At 64.6% G+C, this 24958-nt stretch carries 22 protein-coding genes and 2 tRNA genes; 10 read left to right on the forward strand and 14 right to left on the reverse strand.

Translation table 11 applies throughout. The features are described 5' to 3' along the window. The first annotated feature begins 162 nt into the window (after positions 1-162). Together F2P45_RS01065 and F2P45_RS01070 are read left to right on the forward strand one after the other, a co-directional pair. Positions 163-945, forward strand: coding sequence for a YfaP family protein (locus F2P45_RS01065; RefSeq protein ID WP_166869925.1), 783 nt, complete (start codon positions 163-165; stop codon positions 943-945). An 84-nt stretch (positions 946-1029) separates the two neighbouring features. Further along, positions 1030-1914 (forward strand): hypothetical protein, encoded by an 885-nt coding sequence (locus F2P45_RS01070; protein WP_166869926.1) that lies wholly within the window; start codon positions 1030-1032, stop codon positions 1912-1914. Here F2P45_RS01070 and F2P45_RS01075 read toward each other — a convergent pair. After that, positions 1904-2485, reverse strand: coding sequence for a DJ-1/PfpI family protein (locus tag F2P45_RS01075; protein WP_166869927.1), 582 nt, complete (start codon positions 2483-2485; stop codon positions 1904-1906). The two genes, F2P45_RS01070 and F2P45_RS01075, sit on opposite strands and share 11 nt — an antisense overlap. 82 nt (positions 2486-2567) lie before the next feature. Next, positions 2568-3842: a hypothetical protein gene (locus F2P45_RS01080; protein ID WP_166869928.1), complete on the reverse strand. Its 1275-nt coding sequence runs from the start codon at positions 3840-3842 to the stop codon at positions 2568-2570. Between the two features lie 167 nt (positions 3843-4009). Between F2P45_RS01080 and F2P45_RS01085 the strand changes: the two genes are divergently transcribed. The 3 genes from F2P45_RS01085 to F2P45_RS01095 all read left to right on the forward strand — a co-directional run bounded on the left by F2P45_RS01085 (position 4010) and on the right by F2P45_RS01095 (position 6550). Beyond that, positions 4010-5485 carry a M20 family metallopeptidase gene (locus F2P45_RS01085; RefSeq protein ID WP_166869929.1) on the forward strand — a complete coding sequence of 492 codons (1476 nt, stop codon included), beginning with the start codon at positions 4010-4012 and terminating at the stop codon, positions 5483-5485. 115 nt (positions 5486-5600) lie between these two features. After that, positions 5601-6122, forward strand: a complete 522-nt coding sequence (locus F2P45_RS01090; RefSeq protein WP_166869930.1) for a hypothetical protein — start codon at positions 5601-5603, stop codon at positions 6120-6122. Further along, positions 6092-6550 (forward strand): DUF695 domain-containing protein, encoded by a 459-nt coding sequence (locus tag F2P45_RS01095; RefSeq protein ID WP_166869931.1) that lies wholly within the window; start codon positions 6092-6094, stop codon positions 6548-6550. Before F2P45_RS01090 ends, F2P45_RS01095 begins: the two co-directional genes overlap by 31 nt. 157 nt (positions 6551-6707) lie before the next feature. Here F2P45_RS01095 and F2P45_RS01100 read toward each other — a convergent pair whose 3' ends face one another. From F2P45_RS01100 to F2P45_RS01110, 3 genes are all read right to left on the reverse strand, one after another. Further along, positions 6708-7268: an SRPBCC family protein gene (locus F2P45_RS01100; RefSeq protein ID WP_166869932.1), complete on the reverse strand. Its 561-nt coding sequence runs from the start codon at positions 7266-7268 to the stop codon at positions 6708-6710. Positions 7269-7448: 180 nt separating this feature from the next. Continuing rightward, the gene (petA, locus tag F2P45_RS01105; protein WP_166869933.1) at positions 7449-8048 is read right to left on the reverse strand and encodes a ubiquinol-cytochrome c reductase iron-sulfur subunit; all 600 of its coding nucleotides are present in this window, start codon (positions 8046-8048) and stop codon (positions 7449-7451) included. Between the two features lie 38 nt (positions 8049-8086). Then, positions 8087-9010, reverse strand: a complete 924-nt coding sequence (locus F2P45_RS01110) for a YfdX family protein (protein WP_166869934.1) — start codon at positions 9008-9010, stop codon at positions 8087-8089. A 169-nt stretch (positions 9011-9179) separates the two neighbouring features. On the opposite strand from F2P45_RS01110, the gene F2P45_RS01115 reads away from it, so the two are divergent. After that, a complete protein-coding gene (locus tag F2P45_RS01115; RefSeq protein WP_166869935.1) occupies positions 9180-12938 on the forward strand; it encodes a DUF4132 domain-containing protein in 3759 nt (1252 codons plus the stop codon). Between the two features lie 99 nt (positions 12939-13037). Here the strand turns inward: F2P45_RS01115 and F2P45_RS01120 are convergent, their stop codons facing one another. The 8 genes from F2P45_RS01120 to cysS all read right to left on the reverse strand — a co-directional run bounded on the left by F2P45_RS01120 (position 13038) and on the right by cysS (position 19860). Next, entirely contained in the window at positions 13038-13379 is a 342-nt protein-coding gene (locus F2P45_RS01120; RefSeq protein ID WP_166869936.1) for a hypothetical protein, read from the reverse strand. 104 nt (positions 13380-13483) lie between these two features. Then, positions 13484-13575 (reverse strand) — tRNA-Ser (locus F2P45_RS01125). Positions 13576-13771: 196 nt separating this feature from the next. After that, a tRNA-Ser gene (locus F2P45_RS01130) sits at positions 13772-13865 on the reverse strand. 101 nt (positions 13866-13966) lie between these two features. Continuing rightward, the gene (locus tag F2P45_RS01135) at positions 13967-15214 is read right to left on the reverse strand and encodes an aspartate kinase (protein WP_166869937.1); all 1248 of its coding nucleotides are present in this window, start codon (positions 15212-15214) and stop codon (positions 13967-13969) included. Between the two features lie 133 nt (positions 15215-15347). Next, positions 15348-16757, reverse strand: a complete 1410-nt coding sequence (gene tilS, locus F2P45_RS01140) for a tRNA lysidine(34) synthetase TilS (protein ID WP_166869938.1) — start codon at positions 16755-16757, stop codon at positions 15348-15350. Then, positions 16754-17731, reverse strand: a complete 978-nt coding sequence (locus F2P45_RS01145) for an acetyl-CoA carboxylase carboxyltransferase subunit alpha (RefSeq protein WP_126073185.1) — start codon at positions 17729-17731, stop codon at positions 16754-16756. Before F2P45_RS01145 ends, tilS begins: the two co-directional genes overlap by 4 nt. 57 nt (positions 17732-17788) lie before the next feature. After that, entirely contained in the window at positions 17789-18448 is a 660-nt protein-coding gene (locus F2P45_RS01150; RefSeq protein WP_166870187.1) for a DNA-3-methyladenine glycosylase family protein, read from the reverse strand. Next, entirely contained in the window at positions 18448-19860 is a 1413-nt protein-coding gene (gene cysS / locus F2P45_RS01155) for a cysteine--tRNA ligase (RefSeq protein WP_166869939.1), read from the reverse strand. Before cysS ends, F2P45_RS01150 begins: the two co-directional genes overlap by 1 nt. A gap of 273 nt (positions 19861-20133) precedes the next feature. Between cysS and F2P45_RS01160 the strand changes: the two genes are divergently transcribed. From F2P45_RS01160 to F2P45_RS01170, 3 genes are all read left to right on the forward strand, one after another. Beyond that, positions 20134-20742, forward strand: a complete 609-nt coding sequence (locus F2P45_RS01160) for a peptidylprolyl isomerase (RefSeq protein WP_166869940.1) — start codon at positions 20134-20136, stop codon at positions 20740-20742. A 64-nt stretch (positions 20743-20806) separates the two neighbouring features. Then, positions 20807-21283 carry a peptidylprolyl isomerase gene (locus tag F2P45_RS01165; protein ID WP_166869941.1) on the forward strand — a complete coding sequence of 159 codons (477 nt, stop codon included), beginning with the start codon at positions 20807-20809 and terminating at the stop codon, positions 21281-21283. Positions 21284-21331: 48 nt separating this feature from the next. Beyond that, positions 21332-22093 (forward strand): UDP-2,3-diacylglucosamine diphosphatase, encoded by a 762-nt coding sequence (locus F2P45_RS01170; RefSeq protein ID WP_166869942.1) that lies wholly within the window; start codon positions 21332-21334, stop codon positions 22091-22093. Positions 22094-22100: 7 nt separating this feature from the next. Here F2P45_RS01170 and F2P45_RS01175 read toward each other — a convergent pair whose 3' ends face one another. Continuing rightward, entirely contained in the window at positions 22101-24137 is a 2037-nt protein-coding gene (locus F2P45_RS01175; RefSeq protein WP_166869943.1) for an NHL repeat-containing protein, read from the reverse strand. A gap of 140 nt (positions 24138-24277) precedes the next feature. Between F2P45_RS01175 and F2P45_RS01180 the strand changes: the two genes are divergently transcribed. Beyond that, positions 24278-24931 (forward strand): MarR family winged helix-turn-helix transcriptional regulator, encoded by a 654-nt coding sequence (locus F2P45_RS01180; RefSeq protein ID WP_166869944.1) that lies wholly within the window; start codon positions 24278-24280, stop codon positions 24929-24931. Positions 24932-24958 lie beyond the last annotated feature (27 nt).

Raw genomic sequence — 24958 nt, forward strand, 5'->3', positions numbered from 1 at the left:
GCTGCGCAGCGGCACCGAGCCGCTATGCCCATCGATGCTGATCAAGGTTCCCTGTGTGATCGTGTAGTTGGTCTCCGCGTACCTGGCCCTGTCGAGCGTGCGCAGCACTTCCTGACGTTTTGGCGGCGAGCAGTTACAATCACCCGCACTGTGGAGAACAATATGAACATTACCTGGTTTTTGCCGGTGCTGGCCCTGGCCGCAGCGCCCGCACTGGCCACCGAGATTGCCTCGCCGGCCGGCGGATGGAACCGCTCGGGCCTGGTCGACAAGAGCGAGCAAGCCACCGTGGCCTACCCGAATTCGCCGATCGACCGCGGCGCCCAGAGCAAGCGCGGCATGATCAAGGGACGCATCGCGGCGGCCGGCGGCAAGCGCGCGCCGCACCAGCTGGTGGTCAACGGCAATCCGCTGCGCCTGATGACCGACGAGCAGGGCCACTACGCGCGCCCCTACCTGTTCGGCGCCGGCTCGAACAGCGTCGAAGTCAAATCGCCGCAGGGCAAGTCGCTGCGGCGCGTGCAGTTCTACGAAACCAACGCGGGCCGCCCCCTGCCCGGCCTGCGCGTGATCTGCGCCTGGGACGACACCGAAGCCGAGATCGACCTGCACATCGTCACGCCCGACGGCCAGCATGCGTACTTCGGCCACCCGGTGCTGACCAACGGCGGCGGCCTGGACGTCGACAGCGTGGACGGCCCCGGTCCCGAGATGTACACCATGACCGCGCCGTTGCGCGGCAACTATCATGTGTACATCAATTACTGGGGCAAGCTGGGCGCGAACGGCTATCACTTCGACGAATCGAAGCGCCAGATGGAAATGATCACCGCGCGCGTGACCCTGGTGTACAACGAAAACACCCCGCGCGAAAAACGCGAAGAGTTCGTGCTGCCGATGCGCAGTATCGGCGAACTGACGCTGGTCAAATCGTTCACCTTCTAAAGCCTGAGCTGGCCGGGCCGGGCCAGGCCAGGCCTCGGCGCGCATGACCTATACTCGCTGTTTCTTTACTTAAGCCAATCATTTATGTGGAAACAGGCGTATCAACGCTGGACGGCTGCGTTCCGCGAAGCGATTGCCTGCCTGGGAATGGCCCTGCGCGATGCGCGCCACGCCGGCCTGTGGTGGCGCGCGGCGCTGTGGTGCCCGGTGCCGACATTTGCGTGGCTCTGGCTGTTTTACCACTACAACGACCTTGTCCTCAAGCTGGCAGGCCGCGCCAGTCTGTTCGCGATGTCCGGCGGGCTGAGCCTGATGGACGGCGGGCTTGGCATGGGTGGCGCTGGCGGCCCGCCCGGCAAGGGCTACGCGGATATCGTGGCCGACCTGGTGCGTCTGCTGGCCGACATCGCGAAGTCGGTCATGGAACTCGGACCGGTCCTGCAGTTGCTCCTTGTCGCACTGGTGCTGGCGGGCTTCTTTTACGTGCTGCTGTTCGCATTCGCCAACCTGACCACGGTCTGCCTGCCCCTGCGCTGGCTGTTCCTGCGGCGCGCCCAGCGGCTGGCCCACACCCGCTATACCGGCTGGCAGCCGAGGCCCTTGCCCGCGCTGGCGCGCCGCGGCGCATGGCAATCGGCGCGCACGATGCTCAAGCTCCTGCTGTCCCTGCTCGTTCCCGTGTGGTCGCTGTACGTGGTGGTGCGCTTTGTGCTCGAATTTAACGTGGGGCTGATGTACTTTCTGGCCGCCGAGGGCGTGCTGGACCAGGAGCAGCGGCGCGCGCTGATGCACGCCCAGCGCCCCGCCATCACCATGCTGGGCCTGATCCTGTGCGTGCTGATGCTCATTCCGTTCATCAACCTGCTGATGCCGGCGCTGCTGTGCAGCAGCGTCTGCCATCTGCAGCGGCGCGGGTGGATCGATCCCACCCGATCGCCGCCGGCGCCAGCGCCAGCGCTTACAGCTTGATTTCCGTGCCCAGCAATACCAGGAACTGGGCCAGCCACTGCGGATGCGCGGGCCACGCGGGCGCCGTGACGAAATTGCCGTCGGTTACAGCCTGATCGACCTCGATCTGCGCATACTCGCCGCCGGCCATGCGCACTTCCGGCGAGCAGGCGGGATAGGCCGAAATGCGCTTGCCTCGAATCACGTCGGCGGCGGCCAGCAATTGCGCCCCATGGCACACGGCGGCGATCGGCTTGCTGGCCTGCGCGAACTGGCGCACCAGTTCGATCACCCGCTCGTTCAGGCGCAGGTATTCGGGGGCGCGCCCGCCGGCGATCATCAGGGCGTCGTAATTGCCCACGTCGGCGTCATCGAAGCTGGCGTTGAGCGCGAACAGATGGCCCGGCTTTTCGGTGTAGGTCTGGTCGCCTTCGAAATCGTGGATGGCGGTCTTGATCTTGTCGCCGGCCTGCTTGCCGGGACAGACGGCGTGCACCGTGTGCCCCACCATCTGCAGCGCCTGGAACGGCACCATGGTTTCGTAATCTTCCGCAAAATCGCCCGTCAGAAACAAAATCTTCTTTCCAGCCATGCTTTTCTCCTTGGTGGGGTGTGAAGTACTACCTTGCTTGCCAGTTGGATAATACGCCGGAATCGGCCATCGGCGCTGCGCTTCAGGTGCACTGCCACAGGTAGCCGATGGTCCGGCAAGGCTGGCACTGGAAGACATAGCCAATCCCGCCGCTGCCCCACAACCAGCATTCGTCCTCGTCCGTCGTCGGCAACTCCGAGTCGAGCTGCATGGCAAAATGCATGGTCCGGGCGCACGTGGGGCAATCGGGATAATCGGGCGACTGGATCCAGACCGGAGCGCCGCCGACCCGGTGCAGGTTTCCGCGCCCCCACTGCTGCCAGGTCCAGCGCGCCGGCGTGGGCACCAGCCGCACCTCGGTCGGGGCCAGTGCATTGGCGGGGAATTGCGGCGTCACCGCGCCATGGTCGAGCGGGCTCGGCAGGCCGTCGTCGCCGTGGCGGTAGAACAGCTTGTCGCGCTCCCAGCCAAGGCACGACAAGCACACTTCCAGCGACAGCGTGGCCGCGCCTGACGCCGTGGCGCCAAACATCGTGCGCTCCGGCAGCGTTACCAGATGATGCAACTGGCCGGTGCACAGCCCGCAGGCGGCGCTGCCGGCACCGCCGAAGCGATGCAGCGGTCCGTCGCCGGGCAAGGTCCAGCTGGGGTGCTGCGCGCCCGGTGCGGGATCGGCGCTGCCACCGTACATGTAGTTTTCAGGAAAAATCAGATGTGCGCAGGGCGCGCCATACAGCGGCAGCCCGGGTCCATCGTGGTCGACCCCGCGCAGGTAGAGATGGAGCGGGTACGGCAGCGCCAACGCGGGATGGGCGACCGCCGCGATCGCCATGGCGCCGGGGCGGCGCGTTTCGAACAGACACTCGAAGGCCTTGCGGCGCTGTTCCTGGTCGCCCGCTACCAGTTTTTCATTCAGGAACGCGACGTCCTCGTCCTGCGCGGCACGCCAGGGCCTGTTCTCCGCCGTCCAGCCGCGGTTCGGCGCCAGGCCGAACAGGCGGCCAAGCTGGGTTTGCAGCGCCGGGCCGATCTGCAGGCTGGCCTCCTGCAATACCTCGTCGCACATCTCGCGCATGGCAGGCGACGGTTGCTGTTCGAGGGCGTCCAGGGCGCGTGCGGCCAGGCGGGCAAAGGCCGCCGCCGGTATCACGCACAGCACCTCATCGATGATGTTTCCGGCGGCGCGTGGCAAGCTCAGCAGCGTGTCGTCGGCGAGCGCGTCGAGGTCCCCGGCTGAGGCATCGCGCAGGAACTTTTGCAACTGCGCTTGGCTGGCATGATAATCACCTACCTTGAATACTGCAATCAGGTCGAGGGCGCGCAAGCGGCTCGCGTCATGGTGCGCATCGTCGGTCATGTTGGTTCTCCATTGCGATCTGTTTATCAATCCATGCCTGCTGGCGCGATCATACGCGTCAATCAACATGAGGAACGCAAACCCGCGCGGACCCGGCGGCGGCAAGCGGCGCAACATGAAGCAAACTGCTACAGTAAAATACAATATTCAGTCAAAGCGAGAATCCCATGACCCATCCAGTGACGTCGCCTACCGGCGACAAGCTCTCCCCAAGCGAACTCGCGGCGTACGCCGACCGCGTATGGGATGAAGAAATCGTTCCGGCCCTGGTGAATTACATCGCCGTGCCGGCCAAAAGTCCCGCTTTCGATGCCAACTGGGAAGCCAACGGCTATCTCGACCGGGTCGTGCGCGATGCCGAGGAGTGGATCAAGAGCAAGAAAATCCCCGGCCTGAAACTCGAAGTGCTGCGCGCGCCAGGCCGCTCGCCTGTCATTTTCTTCGAAGTCCCCGCCACCAAGGCGGACTCGAACGACACCATCCTGATCTACGGCCACCTCGACAAGCAGCCTGAATTCGACGGCTGGCGCGGCGACCTGGGTCCATGGACGCCCAAATACGAAAACGGCAAGCTGTACGGACGCGGCGGGGCCGACGACGGCTACGCGGTGTATGCCTCGCTGACAGCCGTCATGGCGCTCGACCGCCAGAACATTGCGCGCCCGCGCTGCGTGGGCCTGATCGAAACCTGCGAAGAAAGCGGCTCCTACGACCTGCCGCCCTACCTCGACATGCTGGGCGAGCGCCTGGGCCAGGTGTCGCTGGTGGTGTGTCTGGATTCGGGCGCGGGCAACTACGACCAGCTGTGGCTGACCACCTCGCTGCGCGGCATGGTCTCGGGCACGCTCAAGGTCGAAGTGCTGACCGAAGGCATCCACTCGGGCGCCCATTCCGGCGTGGTGCCGTCGAGTTTCCGCATCCTGCGCCACCTGCTCGACCGACTGGAAGATGCCAAGACCGGGCGCCTGCTGCCGGAAACCTTCCATTGCGAAATTCCGCACGTGCGCATCGAGGAAGCCAAGGCGACCGCCGCCATCCTGAAAGAAGAAGTTTACAAACGCATGCCGTGGGCCTGCGGCGCCGACGGCGGCGCGGTGCTGCCGGTGACGACCGACCCGCTCGAAGCGATCCTCAACCGCACCTGGCGCCCGACCCTGTCGGTGGTCGGCGCGGAAGGTTTTCCGCAATTCGCCAATGCCGGCAACGTGCTGCGGCCCTACTCCGCGTTCAAGCTGTCGCTGCGCCTTCCGCCCCTGCTCGACGGTAACGCGGCCGCGCTGCAACTCAAGACCTTGCTCGAAGATAACGCGCCCTACAATGCGCGCGTGACCTTCGTGCCCGATGGCACGCCGGGTTCGTACGGCGCCAGCGGCTGGAACACGCCGGAACTGAGCCCTTGGCTGTCGAACGCGGTCAACGCCGCCAGCGAAAGCCACTTCGGCACGCCGGTCGGCTATCTGGGTGAAGGCGGCACCATTCCGCTGATGGGTTTGCTGCAAAAGAGCTTCCCGAAAGCGCAGATGATGGTGTGCGGCGTACTCGGTCCTAAAAGCAATGCGCACGGTCCGAACGAATTCCTGCATGTGCCGTACGGTAAGCGCCTGACGGCGGCCGTGGCGCAGGTGATCGCGGCGCACCCGTAAGCGCTACGCGACGCGCCAGGCGACGCGCCGGTCCACGGGCCGGCGCGCCGCCAATCGCGGCGCGATCCCGCATCACCGATCACCTGTCACCTGTCACCTGTTCCGAAAGCCGTCCATGTATACCTTCATACTCATCGTGGAAGATCGGGCCAGGCCTGACGATGCCGGGTGCTTTCTGCGCCCCCTCACGCGCCATCCCATCGCGGAGCATGACGGACGTTTTTGTATCGTCGGCGAGCGCGGAGCCGAAGATGGCTGGATGGCAATCACCCGTCAAGATGCCATTCGCGCCGATTTCGACGATGAGGAACTGCGCGCGATCAGCGATCAACTGGACACCCCCGCTTTCTACCTGGTAGAGAGCCGCGATCGCAAGACCAATTTCGCGACCGGGTTTATCGAGCATCTTGATGATTCCCTGCCAGCCCTGATCGACAATAATCATTGGTTTATCGGTGATGTGGCGACGATGAAGGGACTGATCAACGCCGGTGTGGATTGGCGCTACTATTCGCCGCCCGCATCAATGAACGACCCGGATCGAGTACCGCAGCAACCCTGCCTGCCCATCGCGATCTGCTTGCATTACGACGAAAGGAACGATCAATGCCGCCCAACGACGACGCACTGCGCATAGAAGATTTGAACGACCTCGATGACAGCTGGACCATTGCCGAGGGCACCCACGGCGATGGTCCGATGCTGGTAAGGATCAACACCTCGGCCAAGCGCTGGGCCGGGCACCCGGAACTGGGCATCCGCGTCGGATTCGCGATCCCGCTGAACCATCCGAACCCGGGCGGCTTGCCGGACGCGGAAGAAAACCGGGTCGTGGGCGAGCTCGAAGACCGCATCCGCGAGCTGCTCAAGGCCGGCGGGCCGGTGGTGCACGCGCTGGCGATCACCACCGGCACGTTCAAGGAATTCGTGTTCTACCTCAAGAACGGCGAATGCATCGGGCCGGTTCACGAACAGCTGCGCGCCGAAGTGAGCTCGCACCAGATCCAGTGCATGGCCTATCGCGATCCGGAGTGGGACGTGTACGCGTCGTTCGCGACCGGGTAGGCAGCGTCCTGGCGATAGCAGCCCGCTAACGGCGCGGGTGCTGCTGCTGGCCCGCCAGCGCGGCGCAGCGTCACTCGTAGCGCGTGCCGGGGCCAGCCAGTTGCAAGGGCGCCGGCCGTCAGCAGGCAAAGCACCATGCCGGGCAGGCACGCAACCCTCAATGCATCGGCGCCGCCCCACCCTCTTTCGGGATGGTGCCGCGCCAGGCGCCGGTTTCGCTGCCGCGCTTCTCCAGCAAGTTCTTGAAGCGCTGCAGGTTGGAGCGCGCCTGCATGCGCACGGCGCCGGCCATGTCGCCCATCGTTTCCACCGCATCCTGCGGTTCGTAGTTGAGCTCCAGCGTGACTTTGGTGCGCGAATCGGACAGCTCCTCGAAGGTCACCTTGCCGCCGTTCGGCGTGCCCGAGATGCTGTGCCAGGCGATTTTTTTGTCCGGAATCTGCTCCGTGATGTCGGCATCCCACTCGATGACCTTGCCGAACACGTCCGCCTTCCAGTGCAGGCGCTTGTCGTCGAGCTGGCGCACCTCGTGCACACTTTCCATAAACTGCGGAAACTGCTCGAACTGGGTGAACTGGTCGTACACCGTGCGCACGGGAAGATCGACCTCGATACTGACACTGGATTGACTGCGCTTGCCGCCCGGCTTTTGCATTTGCTTGGCCAGCAAGGTGCCGCCGACCGCGACCGCCACCAAGCCGAGAATACGGTTCAACATGGTTTCCTCCTTGATTGTCGATTGAGATGAATCGGCGCAACCGGCGCGCCTTGCGCACCCCGGTCTCGCCATGACCTTTTATGGTAGCCCCGTCCCGCATGGGTATAAATAGGCGGGATGGAAAAACGGCTGTAGGAATGCTCCTTCCATCACTGTTTTATCAAGCACGGCAGCGCTCGCTCAGGCAGGATTGTCGCGGTCGGCGCCGATGCGCAGGCGCGTCTGCGCCAGGTACTCGTACGGCGGAATCTCCAGGTTGCTGGGCGCGGGGACGTTCTTGAACACGCGTCCCGCCAGATCGAAACGCGAACCGTGGTAGGGGCAGTAAAAACCGCCGTCCCAGTCGCCGCCCAGATCGGCGCTCGCCACATCGGGGCGGTACACGGGTACGCAGCCGAGATGGGTGCAGATGCCGGTCGCGACCAGGAACGCCGGTCGGATCGAGCGGGTGGCGTTGCGCGCGTAGGGCGGCTGCTGGTCCTGCCGCGAGCGCGGATCGGCCAGGCGCGCATCGTCCTCGCGCAGCTGGGCGATCATGCGCTCGGTCCGGTGCAGTATCCACACCGGCCGGCCGCGCCACTCGGTGGTGAGCAGCGCCCCGGGCGCGATGTGGGCGATGTCGACCTCGGCCGGCGCACCGGCGGCCCTGGCCGCCTCGCTCGGCGCCAGGCTGTGCAGGAATGGAATGGCGGCGGCCGCGAGCACCACGCCACCGCTCGCGCCGGTCGCCCGGAGCAGCCATTTCCGGCGCAGCAGATTGGCCGGATCGTGATCGCGCACCGGGGCACCTTTGTTTCTGGTTTGTTCAAGCACGTAGATTACGCAGCAACGTTCAGCCAGGCGCCGAGCTGTTGCCTGATCTTGTCGAACCAGCCGATGCCCGATTTGCCGCCCGCCGTTTTCTTTTCGAGCTCGTCGAGCTGCTGGTACATCGGCTTGTAATCCTTTTTGTCGCCATAACCAAGCAGTTCGGCGATCCTCAGCGGATCGCGCGCGGCCGCGATGCTCTGCGCCAGCTTGAGGTTGTCTTCCTTGCTGCGGTTGGCCTTCTCGGACAGCGCCTGGGCCGCCTTGATCTGCTCTTCCGCGCGCAGCTTGGGCAAGGGCGCGATCTCGGTGGTCACCACCAGCGTACCGAGCATGGTGCGCAGCGCCGTCTTTGCTTCCTCGGTCTTGCCGGCGTCGATGAGCGGGGTGATCGCCTTGATCGCGTCCAGATAGGTTTCGAGCGGAATATTGAGCGTGCGAAACTCGACTTCGCTCGCCAGGCTCTGCATCAGCTGGCGCGCCTTTTGCACGTCGCCGTCGCGCAAGCGGTCGCGCACTGCTTTCACGGCGGCCTTGATGGTGTCGTCCCTGGCCAGCAAGTCGTGCGTGAGCACATCGGTGCGCACCGGCGCGAGCGCCAGCCTGGGACTGCGCGCCAGGATCAGCTCGAGCGTGCCGGTGGCCGATGCCAGCGCCGAGAGCGCATCGCGGGTGCGCTTGTCGTCGAGCGCCTTGAGCGCCCTTTCGGTTTCGGCGATGGCCGCCTGGGCTTCGGCCATGAGCTCGCGCTGCTTTTGCCGGGCCGCGTCGGCGGTGCGCTTGTCGACCTGCGGCTGCACCGACTGGCTTGCCGGCGGCTGCGGTTCGGGCCTTTTTGGCGGCGGCGCCTGGTTGGCGGCATGGATATAGAAAGGAATTAACAGCCCCGCGACCAGCGTTGAAGCGCGCAAGGCAGTACGGTTGTGCGAGTTCATACTGTTCTCCCGATACGGCATAGTGGGCGGACCGGCGCTTGGCCGTCCCTGAATCAGGTTGGACCGCGACGGCGTCGGGCGGTTCCGGTCATGCGCGATGTTTTTTGGCAAACGCGTGTGTAAAATGGTGCAGGCGTCCGCACGGCAACCCTATCTATCAAGGCAGGCAATGAAGCGTTTCGAGTTTAACGACGGCAGTTCCAGCAAGTTTTGGGAAATCGAACAGGATGGCTGCGACGTGCACGTCCGTTACGGCAAAATCGGCACCGCCGGGCAGGCCCAAACGAAGTCCCACGCGGATGCCGCCAAGGCTGGCGCCGCGATGGAGAAGCTGGTCCGCGAAAAGACCGGCAAAGGGTACGCCGAGGCCGGTGCGGGAACGCCTGTCGCCTCCGCGCAGATGCCGGTGCCGGTGCCGGTGCCGGTGCCGGTGCCGGTGCCGGCCAGCATCGCGCCGGGACCGGCCAGCGCGGCGCCCGTGACGGCGAACGGCAGCGCGCCCTGGCTGGCGGCAGGTGCCGTCGTCGACCTGCCGCCCGAGCTGCTCGGCCCCGCCCTGCCCTCGCGCCGCTTTCCGCCCCCCCGGCCGGTGGACGCCGACGCCAGCTGGCGCACCTTCCTCGCCATTGCCAACAAGCGCTTCGTGATCGCCCCGGATGCCTCGCATCCGGACGACCGGGAAGCGGCCACCGAAGCGGCCGCGCGCCTGGGCGGCGCCATCGGCGACGGCTCGTTCGCATCCGATGTGGTCCTGATGGCGCTCGACGCCTATCTGCACCGGCACCAGCAGCGCGACCAGGCGAACGGGCAATTCCTCGATTTCCTTGTCGCGCGCAAAGGCTTGCCCCATGCCGTGGACGTGTTCCTCCAGGCCGAAGGCAGCAGTTGCGACCATGCGGCCGGATGGGACGCGCCCAAATGGCCTGTGATGTTCGCGCGCGGCAAAAGCAGGGAATTCGCCACCAGCGAAGAAGTCATCGACAGCGCGCCCGAACTGGCGCTGCGCGCCCATCTTGCCGCCGCCACGCCGCAGGTCTGGGAGCAGTGCGTCGCCAGCATTCGCGCCGCCCTGCCGCGTATCGCCCCGCATCGCCAGCCCTGGTACGCCATCATGCTGCCGGACCTGCCCGACATCGCCAACCACCTGGCGCTCACGCTCGATCATGCGCACGCTCCGGACTCGCTCAACTGGCTGCTGCTGGCGGCCACGTCGCCGGCCGCCATCGCCGCGCTGCGCCTCGACAGCGCGCGCCACGGCACGCCGCGGCTGTTCAGGAAACGCGCCATGATCGCCACCCTGGTCCAGGAACGCGGGGCGGACGCGGTCGCGGCGCTGGAAGCGGGCCTGGAGTACCAGATCGTCGGCGAGGTGCTCACGCATATCGGCACGCCGGCCGCGCTGATCGTGCTGGCGCGCGACGCCAGGGACGACAAGGCCAGGCTGGCGCGCTTCTTCGGCCTGACGCGGCGCTGGCCGCTGGCCGCCATCGCCGCCCTGTCCGAACTGCTGGCCGCTGAGCGCGGCGCGGCGGGCACCTTCGGTTTCGCCCTGAACAACCTGGTGCGCGCGCATGCGGCGGCGGTGCCGGCGATCGTTGCCGCCATCGCACCGGAGGGCGCCAGCCTGCTGGCCGGACTGCACCGGCAGTTGAGCGTGCCGGACGACCTGGCGCAGGCCGCCGACCTGCCGCCGGTGCTGGTCAATCCACCGTGGCTGGCCTCGGCCAGGCCGGCCCATGCGGTGCTGACGCTCAAACCGCTGGCGCTGCCCGAACGCGAACAATGGGAGCCGGGCAGCCGCGAAGCGTGGCTCGAACTCGACGACGACTTCGCCAAACAGCTGGACGCGGCCCGCAGCGACCCGCTGGCGCTGGCGTGGCTGGCGGGGTTTCGCGACAGTCCGCAACGTGAGCAGATTGCCGCCTTGCTGGGCGGCGCCGATAGCGATCGCCTGATCGCGCTGGCGCGCGAGCACCGCAGCATCCCGACCCGCTACATGCTCGACGGGCGCGGCATCGCCAACCTGCCGGCGCCGCTCGGCCTGGCCCTGTGGAACGTGCTCGGGTGCGACGACGTGAGCAATCCGGGCTACGCCGTGGCGCGCTTCGGCCTGGACGCCCTGCCCTCGGTGGTGACGCTGTGCCGCGCTTCGCCGGACGGCGGCCAGTGGCTGGCACTGCCCTTCGGCGCGGTGGCGCTGGCGCAGCCGATGGCGCGCAGCTTCGCCACCAAAAAATTCGCGCGCGACGACGCCCGCGCATGGCTGCTGGCGCACCCTGAACACGCCGCCTGCGGCTTGATCTGCGTGGCGGTCGGCAAAACCTGCCCGGCACGCGCACACGCGATTGTCGCGCTGCGCATGCTCGCGCACGAGGGCCAGCGCGCACTGCTGCTCGATGTCGCCGCGCGCTACCCGCAAGCGGAAGTGGCGGCGGCACTGGCCGACCTGCTCGACCCGTACCAGCTGTTCCCGGCCAAACAAAGCGCCTTCCCCGGCTTCTGGCAGCCGGGTGGATGGAGCCGGCCACTGCTGGCGCACAATGGCAAGGCACTGCCCGACAGCGCCATCGAACAACTCGGCTGCATGCTGCGCTTTCCGCTTGATGCCGGGGTGTACGCCGGTATCGCCGACGTCAAGCGCGCCTGCACGGCGCAGTCGCTGGCCGACTTCGCGTGGGAGATTTTCCTGGCGTGGGTGGGCGCCGGCGGCCCGTCCAACGAGGGCTGGGGCATGGGCGCGCTCGGCCTGATCGGCAACGACGACAGTGCGCGCAAGCTCACTCCCTACCTGCGCAGCTGGCCCGGGGAGAGCCTGCACCAGCGCGCCGTGGCCGGGCTGGATGTGCTGGCCGATATCGGCAGCGACACCGCGCTGATGCTCCTGAACGGCATCGCGCAGAAGGTCAAGTTCAAGGCCTTGCAGGATCGCGCGCGCGAAAAAATCGCGCAGATCGCCGACGCGCGCGGCCTCGGCGTGGAGGAACTGGAAGACCGCCTCGCGCCCGACCTGGGACTGGACGACGACGGCACGCTGCCGCTCGACTTCGGTCCGCGCCAGTTCCGTGTCGGCTTCGACGAGACGCTCAAGCCGTTCGTGCGCGACAGCGCCAAGCTGCGCCTGGCGGACCTGCCCAAACCGAACAAGGCCGACGACAAGGAGCTGTCGGCGGCGGCGCTGGAGCGCTTCAAGGCGCTCAAGAAGGATGCGCGCACCATCGCCGCGCAGCAGGTGCGCCGGCTGGAAGCGGCCATGTGCGCGCAGCGGCGCTGGAGCGCGCAGGTGTTCCGCCAGTGCCTGGCCGGGCATCCGCTGGTGCGCCATCTGGTGCAGCGGCTGGTGTGGGGCGTGTACGGGGGCGAGGCCAAGCTGCTGGCGTGCTTCCGGGTCGCCGCCGATGGCGGCTGGACCGATGCCGCCGATGCGCCGTTCGCGCTGCCCGAGGGTGATGATATTCGCATCGGCATTCCGCATGCGCTGGACCTGGCGGCGGCCGATGCGGCGGCCTTCGGCCAGCTGTTCGCCGATTATGAACTGCTGCAGCCGTTCGCCCAGATCGGGCGCGACGTGTACACGGCCAGCGCGGCCGAACTGGCGGCCGGCAGCTTCGAGCGCTGGGTTGGCGTGGTGGTGCCGAGCGGGGGCGTTCTCGCGCTGGAGAACCAGGGCTGGCGGCGCGGGCGCGCGTGGGATGGCGGCGCGATCTGGAATGTCAACAAGCCGCTCGGGGGTGGACGGGCGGCGCAGCTGGATCTGGATCCGGGGCTGATGGCGAACAATCCGGCGGAATTTGCGGAGCAGACGCTTGGCAAGCTGGTTGTGGGGGCGACCGACCGGCATGGCGAAGTGCCGGTGGCGGCCAGGCTGGACAATTTGGACGCCATCGCCATCAGCGAATGGATACGGGATATGGTAAAGCTGTGCTCCTGACAGGGTGCGATATCGAGGAGACGGCTTGCTAAGACCAGCTACGCTGTACGCACCAACAAGCCATCGGAAATCAGTCTTTGTACGATCTCTGCCTGGCGTTTATCGCGGCGGCGTTTTACCGCATCGCGCCTCGAAGCATGCTCTGTCTTCACTTGCCAGCTTGCGCGTCGGTGAACGCCTGCCCAACCGGGTCTGACGATGATCAGCTTGCGTCTTCACAAGGTATTCGTAGGAACCTTCCATCTTCCGATACATCCCACCCCTGTACTGTTGCGCATGCGCGGCAGCTCGCGCTGTTTCCTCAAACACGGTGACGGAGTCGATGTACTGCCGCGATGCGTTATCAGAAAGAGGAATGTAGTCCATATTGCAGCCTTCACCGTACACATATAAGAAATGCTTTTTATACGGTGAAAATAAAGCCTGATCAACAAGGACCATGAACGAGCCCCGTTCTCCAGGCCTGGCGCGGCCGCACTAAATGAATGAGCACGTTTGAACAGCCCAACGAAAAAAGCTCCCTCTCGGGAGCTCTTTTCTTGTTCTGGCGGAGATGGTGAGATTCGAACTCACGATACAGGTTACCCCATATGCGTCCTTAGCAGGGACGTGCCTTCGGCCACTCGGCCACATCTCCATTCTGGCCTACACAGTATTGCTAAGCCAGAAGACCAAGATCATACCGGATTCTCCGGGCGCTGAACAGGGCTTGCGAGCACCTCTTCCCAAAAAATTTCGACTTTTCCGCGCCAGAAGGCTGCCACAATGCAAAAACCCGCAGCCTGGTGAGAGCGCTGCGGGTTTTTGCAGCCCGGAGCGACCCGGGCGAATTCTGGCGGAGATGGTGAGATTCGAACTCACGATACAGGTTTAAGCCCATATGCTTCCTTAGCAGGGAAGTGCCTTCGACCACTCGGCCACATCTCCAATCTCCAATCTCACCCGGTAGGCTTCACCAGATCAGAAGACCAAGATCATACCGGCTGGAATTTGGTTTGGCAATGCCACGCCTCGCCTTTTTGGAAATATTATTCTTTTTCCAAATCGAAGGCCTTGTGCAGCGCGCGCACGGCCAGTTCCATGTACTTTTCGTCGATCAGTACCGAAATCTTGATCTCCGAGGTCGAGATCATCAGGATGTTGATGCCCTCTTCCGACAAGGTACGGAACATCTGCGAAGCCACGCCCACATGGCTGCGCATGCCGACACCGACGACCGACACTTTCGACACCTTGGCGTCGCCCGAAATGCTGGCCGCGCCGATGTCGTTCTTGACGCCTTCGAGCACGCCCATCGCCTTCGCGTACTCGCCGCGCGTGACCGTGAACGTGAAGTCGGTCTTGCCTTCGACCGACTGGTTCTGGATGATCATGTCGACTTCGATGTTGGCATCGGCCACCGGTCCCAGGATGTGATACGCCACACCCGGCTTGTCCGGCACGCCCAGGACGGTGATTTTGGCCTCATCGCGGTTGAACGCGATGCCGGAGATGACGGCTTGTTCCATATTTGTATCTTCCTCAAAGGAAATCAGGGTGCCCGAGTTGGCTTCTTCTTCGAGCGGCATCAGGGGATCGGTCAGCGACGACAGTACGCGGGTTGGCACGCGGTAATTGCCCGCAAATTCGACGGAGCGGCTCTGCAGCACTTTCGAGCCGAGCGAGGCCAGCTCCAGCATTTCTTCAAACGTGATCGTGTTGAGGCGGCGCGCTTCCGACACCACGCGCGGATCGGTCGTGTACACGCCGTCAACGTCGGTGTAGATCAGGCATTCTTCGGCCTTCATCGCCGCCGCAATCGCCACGGCCGAGGTATCCGAACCGCCGCGCCCGAGCGTGGCGATGTTGCCGTGCGCGTCCACGCCCTGGAAACCGGTGATGATCACGATCTTGCCGGCAGCCAGGTCGGCCTTGACCTTGGTGTCGTCGATCGATTCGATGCGCGCCTTGGTAAAGGCCGAGTCGGTCTTGATCGCGACTTGCCAGCCGGCGTACGAGACAGCCGGCTTGCCGATCGCCAGCAACGCCATCGCCAGCAAGCCCACGGAAACCTGCTCACCGGTGGCGGCAATCATGTCCAGCTCGCGCGGATCAGGCTGTTCCATCAGCTGTTTGGCCAGGCCGATCAGGCGATTGGTTTCGCCGGACATCGCCGAAGGCACAACAATGATCTGGTGCCCCGCGTCATGCCACTTGGCGACGCGTGCCGCGACGTTCTTGATGCGGTCGGTCGAGCCCATCGACGTTCCGCCATATTTGTGGACGATTAAAGCCATAAGAGTGAAGTTTCCGCTCGGTTAAATGAAAAAGGAGGGCTTTACTCTACATGCTGCGGTGCAAAAAAACAAGGCAGGCTGTGGACAAATTTATACGTTATTGCTATATCGAAATAACGTTTTCGCATAGTTATCAGACGATGCGCGCTTCCCATCGCAGGCCGATGAACGGGCCGGAATCGGTTCCGACATGGTGGCAATCCATGCCGATGCCGGCCGCGAACAGCAAATCCTTGCCGCTGCTGACCACCGGCAGGCGCTCGCGCTCCCATGCCGGCACGTTGCAGGCCTGGTAGTGATACTTGAGCGGGCGCGTGGGGCGATTGGGCGCAGGTTTCAGGCGCTCGCCGCCCTTGCGGAAGTCGATCTGCAAGGCTTGCGCGCGCAGCCAGGCGGCGTCGAAGCCCTGCTCCGCCTGCTCGAAATGCAGCACCCCGCCGTAGGCCGGAAACGCGATGCTCGCCTCGCCGCTCCAGGTGAAGCGCTCGCCTTCCTTGACGAAAATCCCTTCGTCGTCGGGATCGCGCTGGCCGGCCAGGTCGGCCAGCCTGGGGGTGATGTACAACCGGTCGCGGTGGCGCCGGATGTGGCAGTCGGGGTGCGTCACCAGCAGTTGCGCGTCATGCCGCGCTTCGACCAGCTGGGTCACCATTTCGGTCAGCCAGGCGGTCGAGGGCATGCGCAGCGAGCGCAGGCCGAACCAGTAGCGCAGCATGTTGTAGGCGCGGTCCAGGCTCATCGCGCGCAGTTTGGCGACGTCGACGCAGTCGTCGACCAGGCAGCCTGCCAGATCCTGCACGGCCAGCTCGGTCAAGAGGCGCTGGGCCGACTGCGCGTGCGCGGCGCTGCGCGCGAAGCGTTCCTGGTAGCCGGGAAAGGCCGTGGCCAGCGCCGGCATCACCTGGTGGCGCAAGGCGTTGCGGGCGTAGCGCGGGTGGGTGTTCGATTCGTCTTCGACCCAGGCCACGCCGAACGCGGCCACGTAAGTTTCGAGCTGCTGGCGCGAGACCGCCAGCAAGGGCCGCGCCATCACCAGGTCCGGGTTACCCAGCAGTTCGGGCGCGGCGTTGGCCGCGTCCATGCCCGACAAGCCGGCCGTGCCGGAGCCGCGCAGCAGTTGCAGCAGCACGGTTTCGGCCTGGTCGTCGAGGTGGTGGGCGGTCAGCATCAGGCGCACGCCGTGTTCGCGGCACAGCTCGCCCAGGGCCGCGTAGCGCAGCTTGCGGGCGGCCGCTTCGACGCCGGATTTGGATTTTTGCAGTACCACGCGGCGCGCGGCGAAGCGCACGCCAAGCGCCGCGCAGGCCGCTTCGCAATGCGCCAGCCAGGCATCGGCGTTGGGGCTGATGCCGTGGTGGACGTGGAAAGCGAACAGGGGAACATCGTTGGCGCACGCGTACTGCGCCGCGAGGTGCAGCAGGGCCGAGGAATCGAGCCCGCCGCTGTAGGCGATCGCCACGGAGGGGCGCTCGCCTTGTGCACGCAACGCGTCAAGCGCCTGCGCAAACTGCGCTGCAAGCGCTGCGTTGGTGGTCTGGTTCACTCTTCGGCCGGGGTCGTTTCTTTGAATTTGCCGTAGCTCATCAACTTGTTGTGACGCGCTTCGAGCAGGTCCTTGGTTTTCATGCCCTGGAACTGGCGCAGGGTGTCGGCCAGCGCGCGCTTGAGCATGACGGCCATGTTCTTCGGATCGCGGTGGGCGCCGCCCAGCGGTTCGTTGATGATCTTGTCGATCAGGCCCATCGCTTTGAGACGGTGCGCGGTCAGGCCCAGGGCATCGGCGGCGTCGGAAGCGCGTTCGGAGGTTTTCCAGAGGATCGAGGCGCAACCTTCGGGCGAAATCACCGAGTAGGTGGCGTATTGCAGCATCAGCACGGCGTCGCCCACGGCAATCGCCAGCGCGCCGCCGGAGCCGCCTTCGCCGATGATGGTGGCGATCAGCGGCACCTTCAGTTCGGCCATGACGTACAGGTTGTGGCCGATGGCTTCGGACTGGCCGCGCTCTTCGGCGTCGATGCCGGGAAACGCACCGGGCGTGTCGACGAAGGTGAAGATCGGCAGGCCGAATTTTTCGGCCAGTTTCATCAGGCGCATGGCCTTGCGGTAGCCTTCGGGTTTCGGCATGCCGAAGTTGCGCAGGGCGCGTTCTTTGGTGTCGCGCCCCTTCTGGTGGCCGATGACCATGCACGACTGGCCGTTGAAACGGGCCAGGCCGCCAACGATCGACAGGTCGTCCGCGTAGGAGCGGTCGCCGTGCAGTTCGTGGAAGTCGGTAAAGATTTCGTTCACGTAGTCCATGGTGTACGGACGTTGTGGATGGCGCGCAATCTGCGACACCTGCCATGGCGTGAGCTTGGCGTAAATATCTTTGGTCAGTTGCTGGCTCTTCTTGGCCAGGCGGTCGATTTCTTCGGAGATGTCGACAGCCGAATCGTCCTGGACGAAGCGCAGCTCTTCAATTTTGGAATCGAGCTCTGCAATTGGCTGCTCAAAATTGAGGAAAGTTGTTTTAATCATTGTACCTCCGGGTAAATTCTGGCCGCAACATACCCCACCGCACGGCCGCTACAGGCGCTATTCTACCGGAACCGGATCGAGGCTACGCCACAAATACCACGTAGCGACCGTTCTCCACGGTTCCCAATTGGCCGAGACCTCGCGCGCATCGCTACGGGATACAGGTTCGCCGGAAAAGTAGTTCTGGCTGATGCCCTGGATCAAACCAGGATCGTCCAGCGGCAAGACATTCGGCCGCAGCAGATTAAATATCAGGAACATCTCGGCTGTCCAGCGTCCGATGCCGCGAATCTGCACCAGCTCGGCGATGACGGCTTCGTCATCCATGTCGGCCCACTGGTTGGCGTGCACGCGCTTGGCCTTGAAATGGTCGGCCAGGTCGAGGATGTATTCGGTCTTGCGCTTGGACAGGCCGCAGGCCGACAGTTGCTCGGCGCCGGCCTTGATGACCTGGGCCGGCGTGATCCGGGGACACGCCAGCAAGAGCTTGTTCCAGGCGGCGTCAGCGGCCTTGGTGGTGACCTGCTGGCCCACCACCGAGCGCGCCAGGGTCGTAAACGGGTCGCCGTGGCCGACCAGGTGCAGGTCGCCGAACTGCGGGATCAGCTTTTTCATGATGCGGTCGCGCTTCATGAGTTCGATCTTGGCCTGTTCCCAGTACGCGGGCACATCCAGCGGCGGCGGGGTGGTCCCCGCCGTTTCCTTGGTTGGCGCCATCATGCACGGCGCCAGTTGGTCGTGCCGTCCGGCTTGTCTTCGAGGACGATGCCGGCCGCCAGCAAGCCGGTGCGAATGCTGTCGGATTCGGCGAAGTTGCGCGCCTTCTTGGCCTCGGCGCGGCGCGCGATCGCGTCCACGATGGCGGCTTCAATCATGGCACCCTCTTCCACGCCGCCTTGCAGGAATGCCTGCGGATGGCGTTCGAGCAGGCCCAGCACGGCGGCCAGCGCCTTGAACTGGCGCGCGTGGGCGACCGACTTGCTTTTGTTCAGTTCCGTGACCAGATCGAACAGCACGGCAATCGCGATCGGCGTGTTGAAGTCGTCGTCCATCGCTTCGCGGAAGCGGATGGCGTGGGCTTCGTTCCAGTCGACCTCGACTGCTTCAGCACCGAGCTCGACACCGGACAAGGCCGTGTACAGGCGCGTCAGCGCAGCCTTGGCGTCGTCCAGGTTATCGGTGCCGTAGTTGAGCGGACTGCGGTAGTGGCCGCGCAGGATGAAGAAGCGGATCACCTCGGCATCGTACAGCTTGAGCACGTCGCGGATCGTGAAGAAGTTGTTGAGCGACTTGGACATCTTCTCGGCGACCTTGGTCGCTTCGTCGACCACGCGCACGAAGCCGTTGTGGACCCAGTAATTGGCCATCGGATGGCCGAACGCGCCTTCGGACTGGGCGATCTCGTTCTCGTGGTGCGGGAACTGCAGGTCGGCGCCGCCGCCGTGGATGTCGAAATGCCGGCCGAGCGTCGCGCACGACATGGCCGAGCACTCGATATGCCAGCCCGGACGGCCGCTGCCCCAGGTCGAGTCCCATTTGACTTCGTCCGGCTCGGACTCCTTGGAGGCCTTCCAGAGCACGAAGTCGAGCGGATCGCGCTTGCCGGTATTGACGTCGACCCGTTCGCCCGCGCGCAGGTCGTCGAGCGACTTGCCGGACAGCTTGCCGTAGCCGGGGAAATTGCGCACCGCAAAATTGACGTCGCCATCTTCCGACTTGTAGGCCAGGCCCTTCTGTTCCAGCTGGGCGATGATCGACAGCATCTGCGGCACATACTGGGTGGCATGCGGCACCACGTCGGGCGCCAGGATGCCGAGCGCGGCGGTGTCTTCGTCCATGTACTTTTCGAAGCGCGAGGTCAGCGAGAAAATCGACTCGCCGTTCTCGACGGCGCGCTTGATGATCTTGTCTTCGATGTCGGTGATGTTGCGCACGTACGTGACCTGATAGCCCGACACCTTGAGCCAGCGGTAAATGACGTCGAACGCCATCATCATGCGCGCATGGCCGATATGGCAGTAGTCGTAAATGGTCATCCCGCACACGTACATGCCGGCTTTACCTGGCTCGATGGGGGTGAATACCTGCTTTTCACGCGCAAGCGTGTTGTAGATCTTTAATTGGCTCATCAGATTCTTACTCGTTACAGCGCGCGCCGCGCTCGGGCAAAACGACAACCGGGCGCGATCGCCGCGGTGGGCGCGCGCCGGTCAGGCGTGGTTTGCATCGAGATCGTCGGAGCCCTCTGTCTTGTTCTTCTTTGATAGAATGGGACGTTCTGTACAAAGTATAGCATTGTTAAAATCCCGGCTGGCCGCATATGGATCAGGTTTATTTTTGCGGTAAAGGCTTGACAGCCCCTCCGCCCTATAACAACAAACACTTCACGTCAAGGATTCTAAATGCAAGATTCGTTATTGTTCCGCATGCCCTTTGCTTCCCGCCCTCTGCTGGCACGCTTTCTCGCACTCTTCGCCGGCCTGACCCTCAGCACCGCCGTGCTCGCGAGCGACACGCCGCAAGTCTCGCTGAAAACGAGCATGGGCGAGATCGTGCTCGAACTCGACCAGGCCAAAGCGCCGAATACGGTCGCCAATTTTCTGCAGTACGTCAAAAGCGGCCATTACAAGGGCTTGATTTTCCACCGCGTGATTAACGACTTCATGATCCAGGGCGGCGGCATGGATGAAAAAATGCTGCCGCGCCGCACCAACAAGCCGGTCCAGAACGAAGCCAAGAACGGCTTGCTGAACGTGCCCTACTCAATCGCCATGGCGCGCACGCAGGATCCGAATTCGGCCACCTCGCAATTTTTCATCAACGTCGCCGAAAACACCAATCTCGACTATCCGGGCCGCGACGGCTTCGGCTACACCGTATTCGGCAAGGTCATTTCCGGCCAGGAAGTGGTCGACAAGATCAAGGGCGTCATGGTCGACGACGTGCGCGGCAACCAGAACGTGCCGGTCACGCCGATCGTCATCAAGTCCGCCACCATCGTCAAGCCCTGAATTTTCACTGTTGCCGTAAAATAGCGGCGCCGTCAACCAATCACCCAACCAAGAGGAATCACACATGGCCATTCTCATCACCACCAACATGGGCAACATCACCGCCGAACTGGACGCCGAAAAAGCGCCTAAAACGGTCGCCAACTTCCTCGACTATGTGGCCAAAGGCCATTACACCAACACCATTTTCCACCGCGTCATCGCCGACTTCATGATCCAGGGCGGCGGCATGGAGCCGAACATGCGCCAGAAGCCAGCCGACCAGACCGTCGAAAACGAAGCCAGCAACGGCCTCAAGAACGATACCTACACCCTGGCGATGGCCCGCACCTCGGCCCCGCATTCGGCCTCGGCCCAGTTCTTCATCAACGTCAAGAACAACAGCTTCCTCGACTATCCAGGCCAGGACGGCTTCGGCTACGCGGTGTTCGGCAAAGTCACCGAAGGCAAGGAAGTGGTCGACGCGATCCGCAAGGTCAAGACCAAGAGCGGCGACGTGCCACTCGAGCCAGTGATCATCGAAAAAATCGAAGTTATCTAAGCAAAGCAAAAGCATGATGCGCGAGCCAACCCCACCGGCAGTGGCCGAATGACCCTGCCTGCGCGAACGCTCGCGCTGTTTATTTCAGACCTGCATCTGCAGGAAGCGCATGCGCGCACCCTGGACGCCTTCTTCGCTTTCCTGGAAGAACGCGCAATGGCGGCGCGCGCGCTGTACATCCTCGGCGACCTGTTCGAATACTGGGCCGGCGACGACGATCTCGACGCGCCCCTGCACCGCCGCATCGCCTCGGGCATCCGCGCCGTCAGCGATGCCGGCATCCCGGTCTACTGGATCGCCGGCAACCGCGACTTTTTAGTGGGCCAGGCCTTTGCCGACGCCGCCGGCATGCAATTGCTGGACGAGCCGCACATTGCCGAGATTGGCGGGCAGAAAATTGTTGTCGTGCATGGCGACGCCCAATGCACCGACGACGTCAAGTACATGGCGTTTCGCCAGCAGGTGCGCCAACCGGCCTGGCAGGCGCAGTTCCTGGCCATGCCGCTGGCGCAGCGCAAGGCGATCATCGCCAACCTGCGCGAAGGCAGCAAGGAAGCGCACAGCACCAAGACCATGGAAATCATGGATGTCACGCCGCAAGCGATCGATGAACTGTTCGCCGCCACCGGTACCAGTGTCCTGATCCACGGCCACACGCACCGCCCGGCCCTGCACGAGCACGGCGGCAAGCGCCGCTACGTGCTGCCCGACTGGGAGCCGGATGCCGAACCGCCGCGCGGCGGCTGGATCGCCATCGGCGACGGCGGCGCCATCACGCGCCACGACCTGGACGGCAAAGTCATCGGCTAGACCTGCCTCAGTCGGCCGGCAGCGGCGTGTGCACCACCGCGTACGAGGTCACGCCGATCAGCATCCCATTCCCCACCGCGATACCGCCAAGCACCGGCCTGCCCCAGGCCAGCGCCGGGGTCGACACGGTGCCGTCCGGCGCGACCTTGCGCAGCAAGCCCTGCCCGCTCAGGTACATGTCGCCATTCGGCGCGAACGCCATCTCGGTATTGCCGTGGAAACCCAGCATGGCGTTGCCGGCCGGACCATCGAGGTCGCCCATCCAGAACGGCGAGCCGGCGAAGCGGGCCAGCTTGCCGGCCTTGCTCAATTTGTAGATGGTCAGGCTGGCCGCGTCGGCCACGTACAGATTGCCCGGGCGGTCGTAGGCGATGCTCGCCGGCCGCAGGGAACTGTCGTTCAGGCCGTCGCGACCGTAGCCGACATCGGCGATCAGCTCGGTCACCTTGCCCGATGGCGACACCTGGCGCACCGCGATGGAACCGGCGATGGCCAGGTTCTCTTCGGCATCGACGGCGATATCGAGGACATCGCTGTTTTGCGGCGTGTACGACTGCACGATCGTGGTCGCGCCGCGCTCGATCCTGACGATCTGGTACGCATCGGCCACATACACGGCGCCGTTCGGGCTGATCGCAATGCTGTACGGCTCCCTGAACGTGGCGCCCTTCATGCCGTTGCCGGCAAACAGGCTGACCGTGCCATCGGGGCTGACCATGCGCACCAGGTTGGTCGCGTGGTCGGCAATGTACAGATTGCCGGCCGCATCGGCCGCCGTACCGTCCGGCCGGTTGAAACGCGCGGCGCCGCCCTTGCCGTCCACGCTGCCGCTGGCCACGGCCGTCGCGGCCGAGGTGCTCACCACGCCTGCCGGGGTCACGGTGCGGATCGACGGGGCGCCGCTGTCGAGCGCGACGATATTGCCCGATGCCGTCATGAGCAGCGGGCCGAGGTAGGAGAAACGGGCATCGGCGCCGCTGCCGTCGCGCACCGCGCCGCCGGCGCTGTTGCCGGCCACGGTGGTGACCACGCCGCCAGCGCTGACTTTGCGCAACAGGTCGACATCGCTGACATAGATGTCGCCGGCCGCATCGGCCACCATGGCACGCGGCGCGACCAGCACGGCCGCCGCGCCGACCCCGTCGCGCGCCGCTCCGTAATTGCCACCGGCAACAAAGGTGGCGACGCCGCCGGCGATGCGGTAAATCCGGGTGAATTCGGACACATAGATCGTCCCGTCGCTGGTGACGGCGATCCGGCTCGGGCGCCGCATTTCCCATTGTTCGGCCGGGTTGCGGGTCCAGCTCACGCGGCTGACCACGCCGGCTGGCGTGACGCGGCGGATGCCGGCGTATTCCAGCACGAGGTAGTCGCCATTGACGTCGAGCGCGATCTCGGCCGGACGGTCGAAAAACGCTTGCGCGCCGCTGCCGTCGCCACTGCCAACGCGCCCGGTGCCGGACATGCAGACCGCCTCGACCGTCCCGGCCAGGGTGCTGACCACGCCGGCCGGCGTGATCTTGCGCAGCGTATTGTTGCAGGTGTCGGTCACGATCAGGTTGCCGGCCTGATCGACGATCAGGCGCGACAGGTGATTGAAATTGAAGCTGGCCGCGCTGCCGATCCCATCCTGGCTGCCGTAGCGGGCGATGGAACCGGCCAGCACCGACATCGCGCCCGACGGCGTGAGTTTGAAGATGACCTGCTTGGCGCGGTCGAGCACGTAGGTGTTGCCGGCCTTGTCGATCGCCATGCCGTTGGGTATTTGCAGCACGGTTTCCTTGCCGGCGCGCACGGACTGCATGCAGCTGATGCCGAGCGCGGCCATGTCATCGTCGCCGGCCGCCACGTAGTCGGTCACGCCCGGGCCGCATTTGGCGGCAACGGGCTTGAGGTCCGGCGTGGCCGCAAGCGGGGTTGCCGGCGCGCCGGACGACGCGCCCGATCCCCCTCCCCCGCAGGCGCTGAACAGCGCGCAGGCAAGCAGCGCGGCGCCGCGGCGCATCGCCGTGGTCAGGGGGGATGGCAGGTGGTCGTGTCGCATTGATTCTTTGGTCAGTGGGTCTCGGACAGCGAATATACCGACTTTGGACCGGCAGCACTAGGTAAAAGAAGAATCATTCTCATTTCTACTATTTAGTTAGGACTCTTGATTTAATTGCCGGGCGTGGTATGATGCGTCGCATGGACATCAAACCTGAAACGCCGTGGGACGGCACACCGGATATTTCGGCGCGCATCGTGGTTGCGATCAGCCGGGTCTCGAGCGTGCTGCGCGCCGGCATGTGGGAGTTCGCCACGGCGGAAAACCTGAATCCGACCCAGGCCGAGATTTTGCAGCTGCTGAAAGACCGCAGCACGGGCGTGCGCCTGTCGTGGCTGGCCGCGCAGTTGTCGGTGTCCCCCGCCAGCGCCAGCGATTCGGTGACGGCCCTGGTCGGCAAGGGATTGGTGCGCAAAGCCCGCGCCGAGGATGACGGCCGCGCCAGCGCGCTGTGGCTGACCGAGCAGGGCAAGGCGATGGTCGAGAAAATGATGTCGGCCCTCGGTTTTGCCGATCACGCCGCCGCCGCGCTCGATGCCCAGGTCAAGGACCAGTTGCTGGTCGGCCTGTTCAAGCTGATCGCGCAATTGCAGAAAAGCGAGCGCTTTCCGGCCTTGCGCGCCTGCCTGTCGTGCCGCTACTTCGAGCCGAACGTCAATCCCGGCAGTCCGGCGCCGCATCACTGCGCGCTGGTCAAGGCGGCCTTGCCGATTTCGTTTCTGCGCATCGATTGCGCCGAGCATCAGCCGACCGATCCGGCGACCGAACGCCGCAACTGGGCCGCGTTCGCCTGAGTTTTTTTTGCACCAAATAGTTAGGAC

The sequence above is a fragment of the Massilia mucilaginosa genome (assembly GCF_011682145.1).
GTDB lineage: Bacteria > Pseudomonadota > Gammaproteobacteria > Burkholderiales > Burkholderiaceae_D > Telluria_A > Telluria_A mucilaginosa.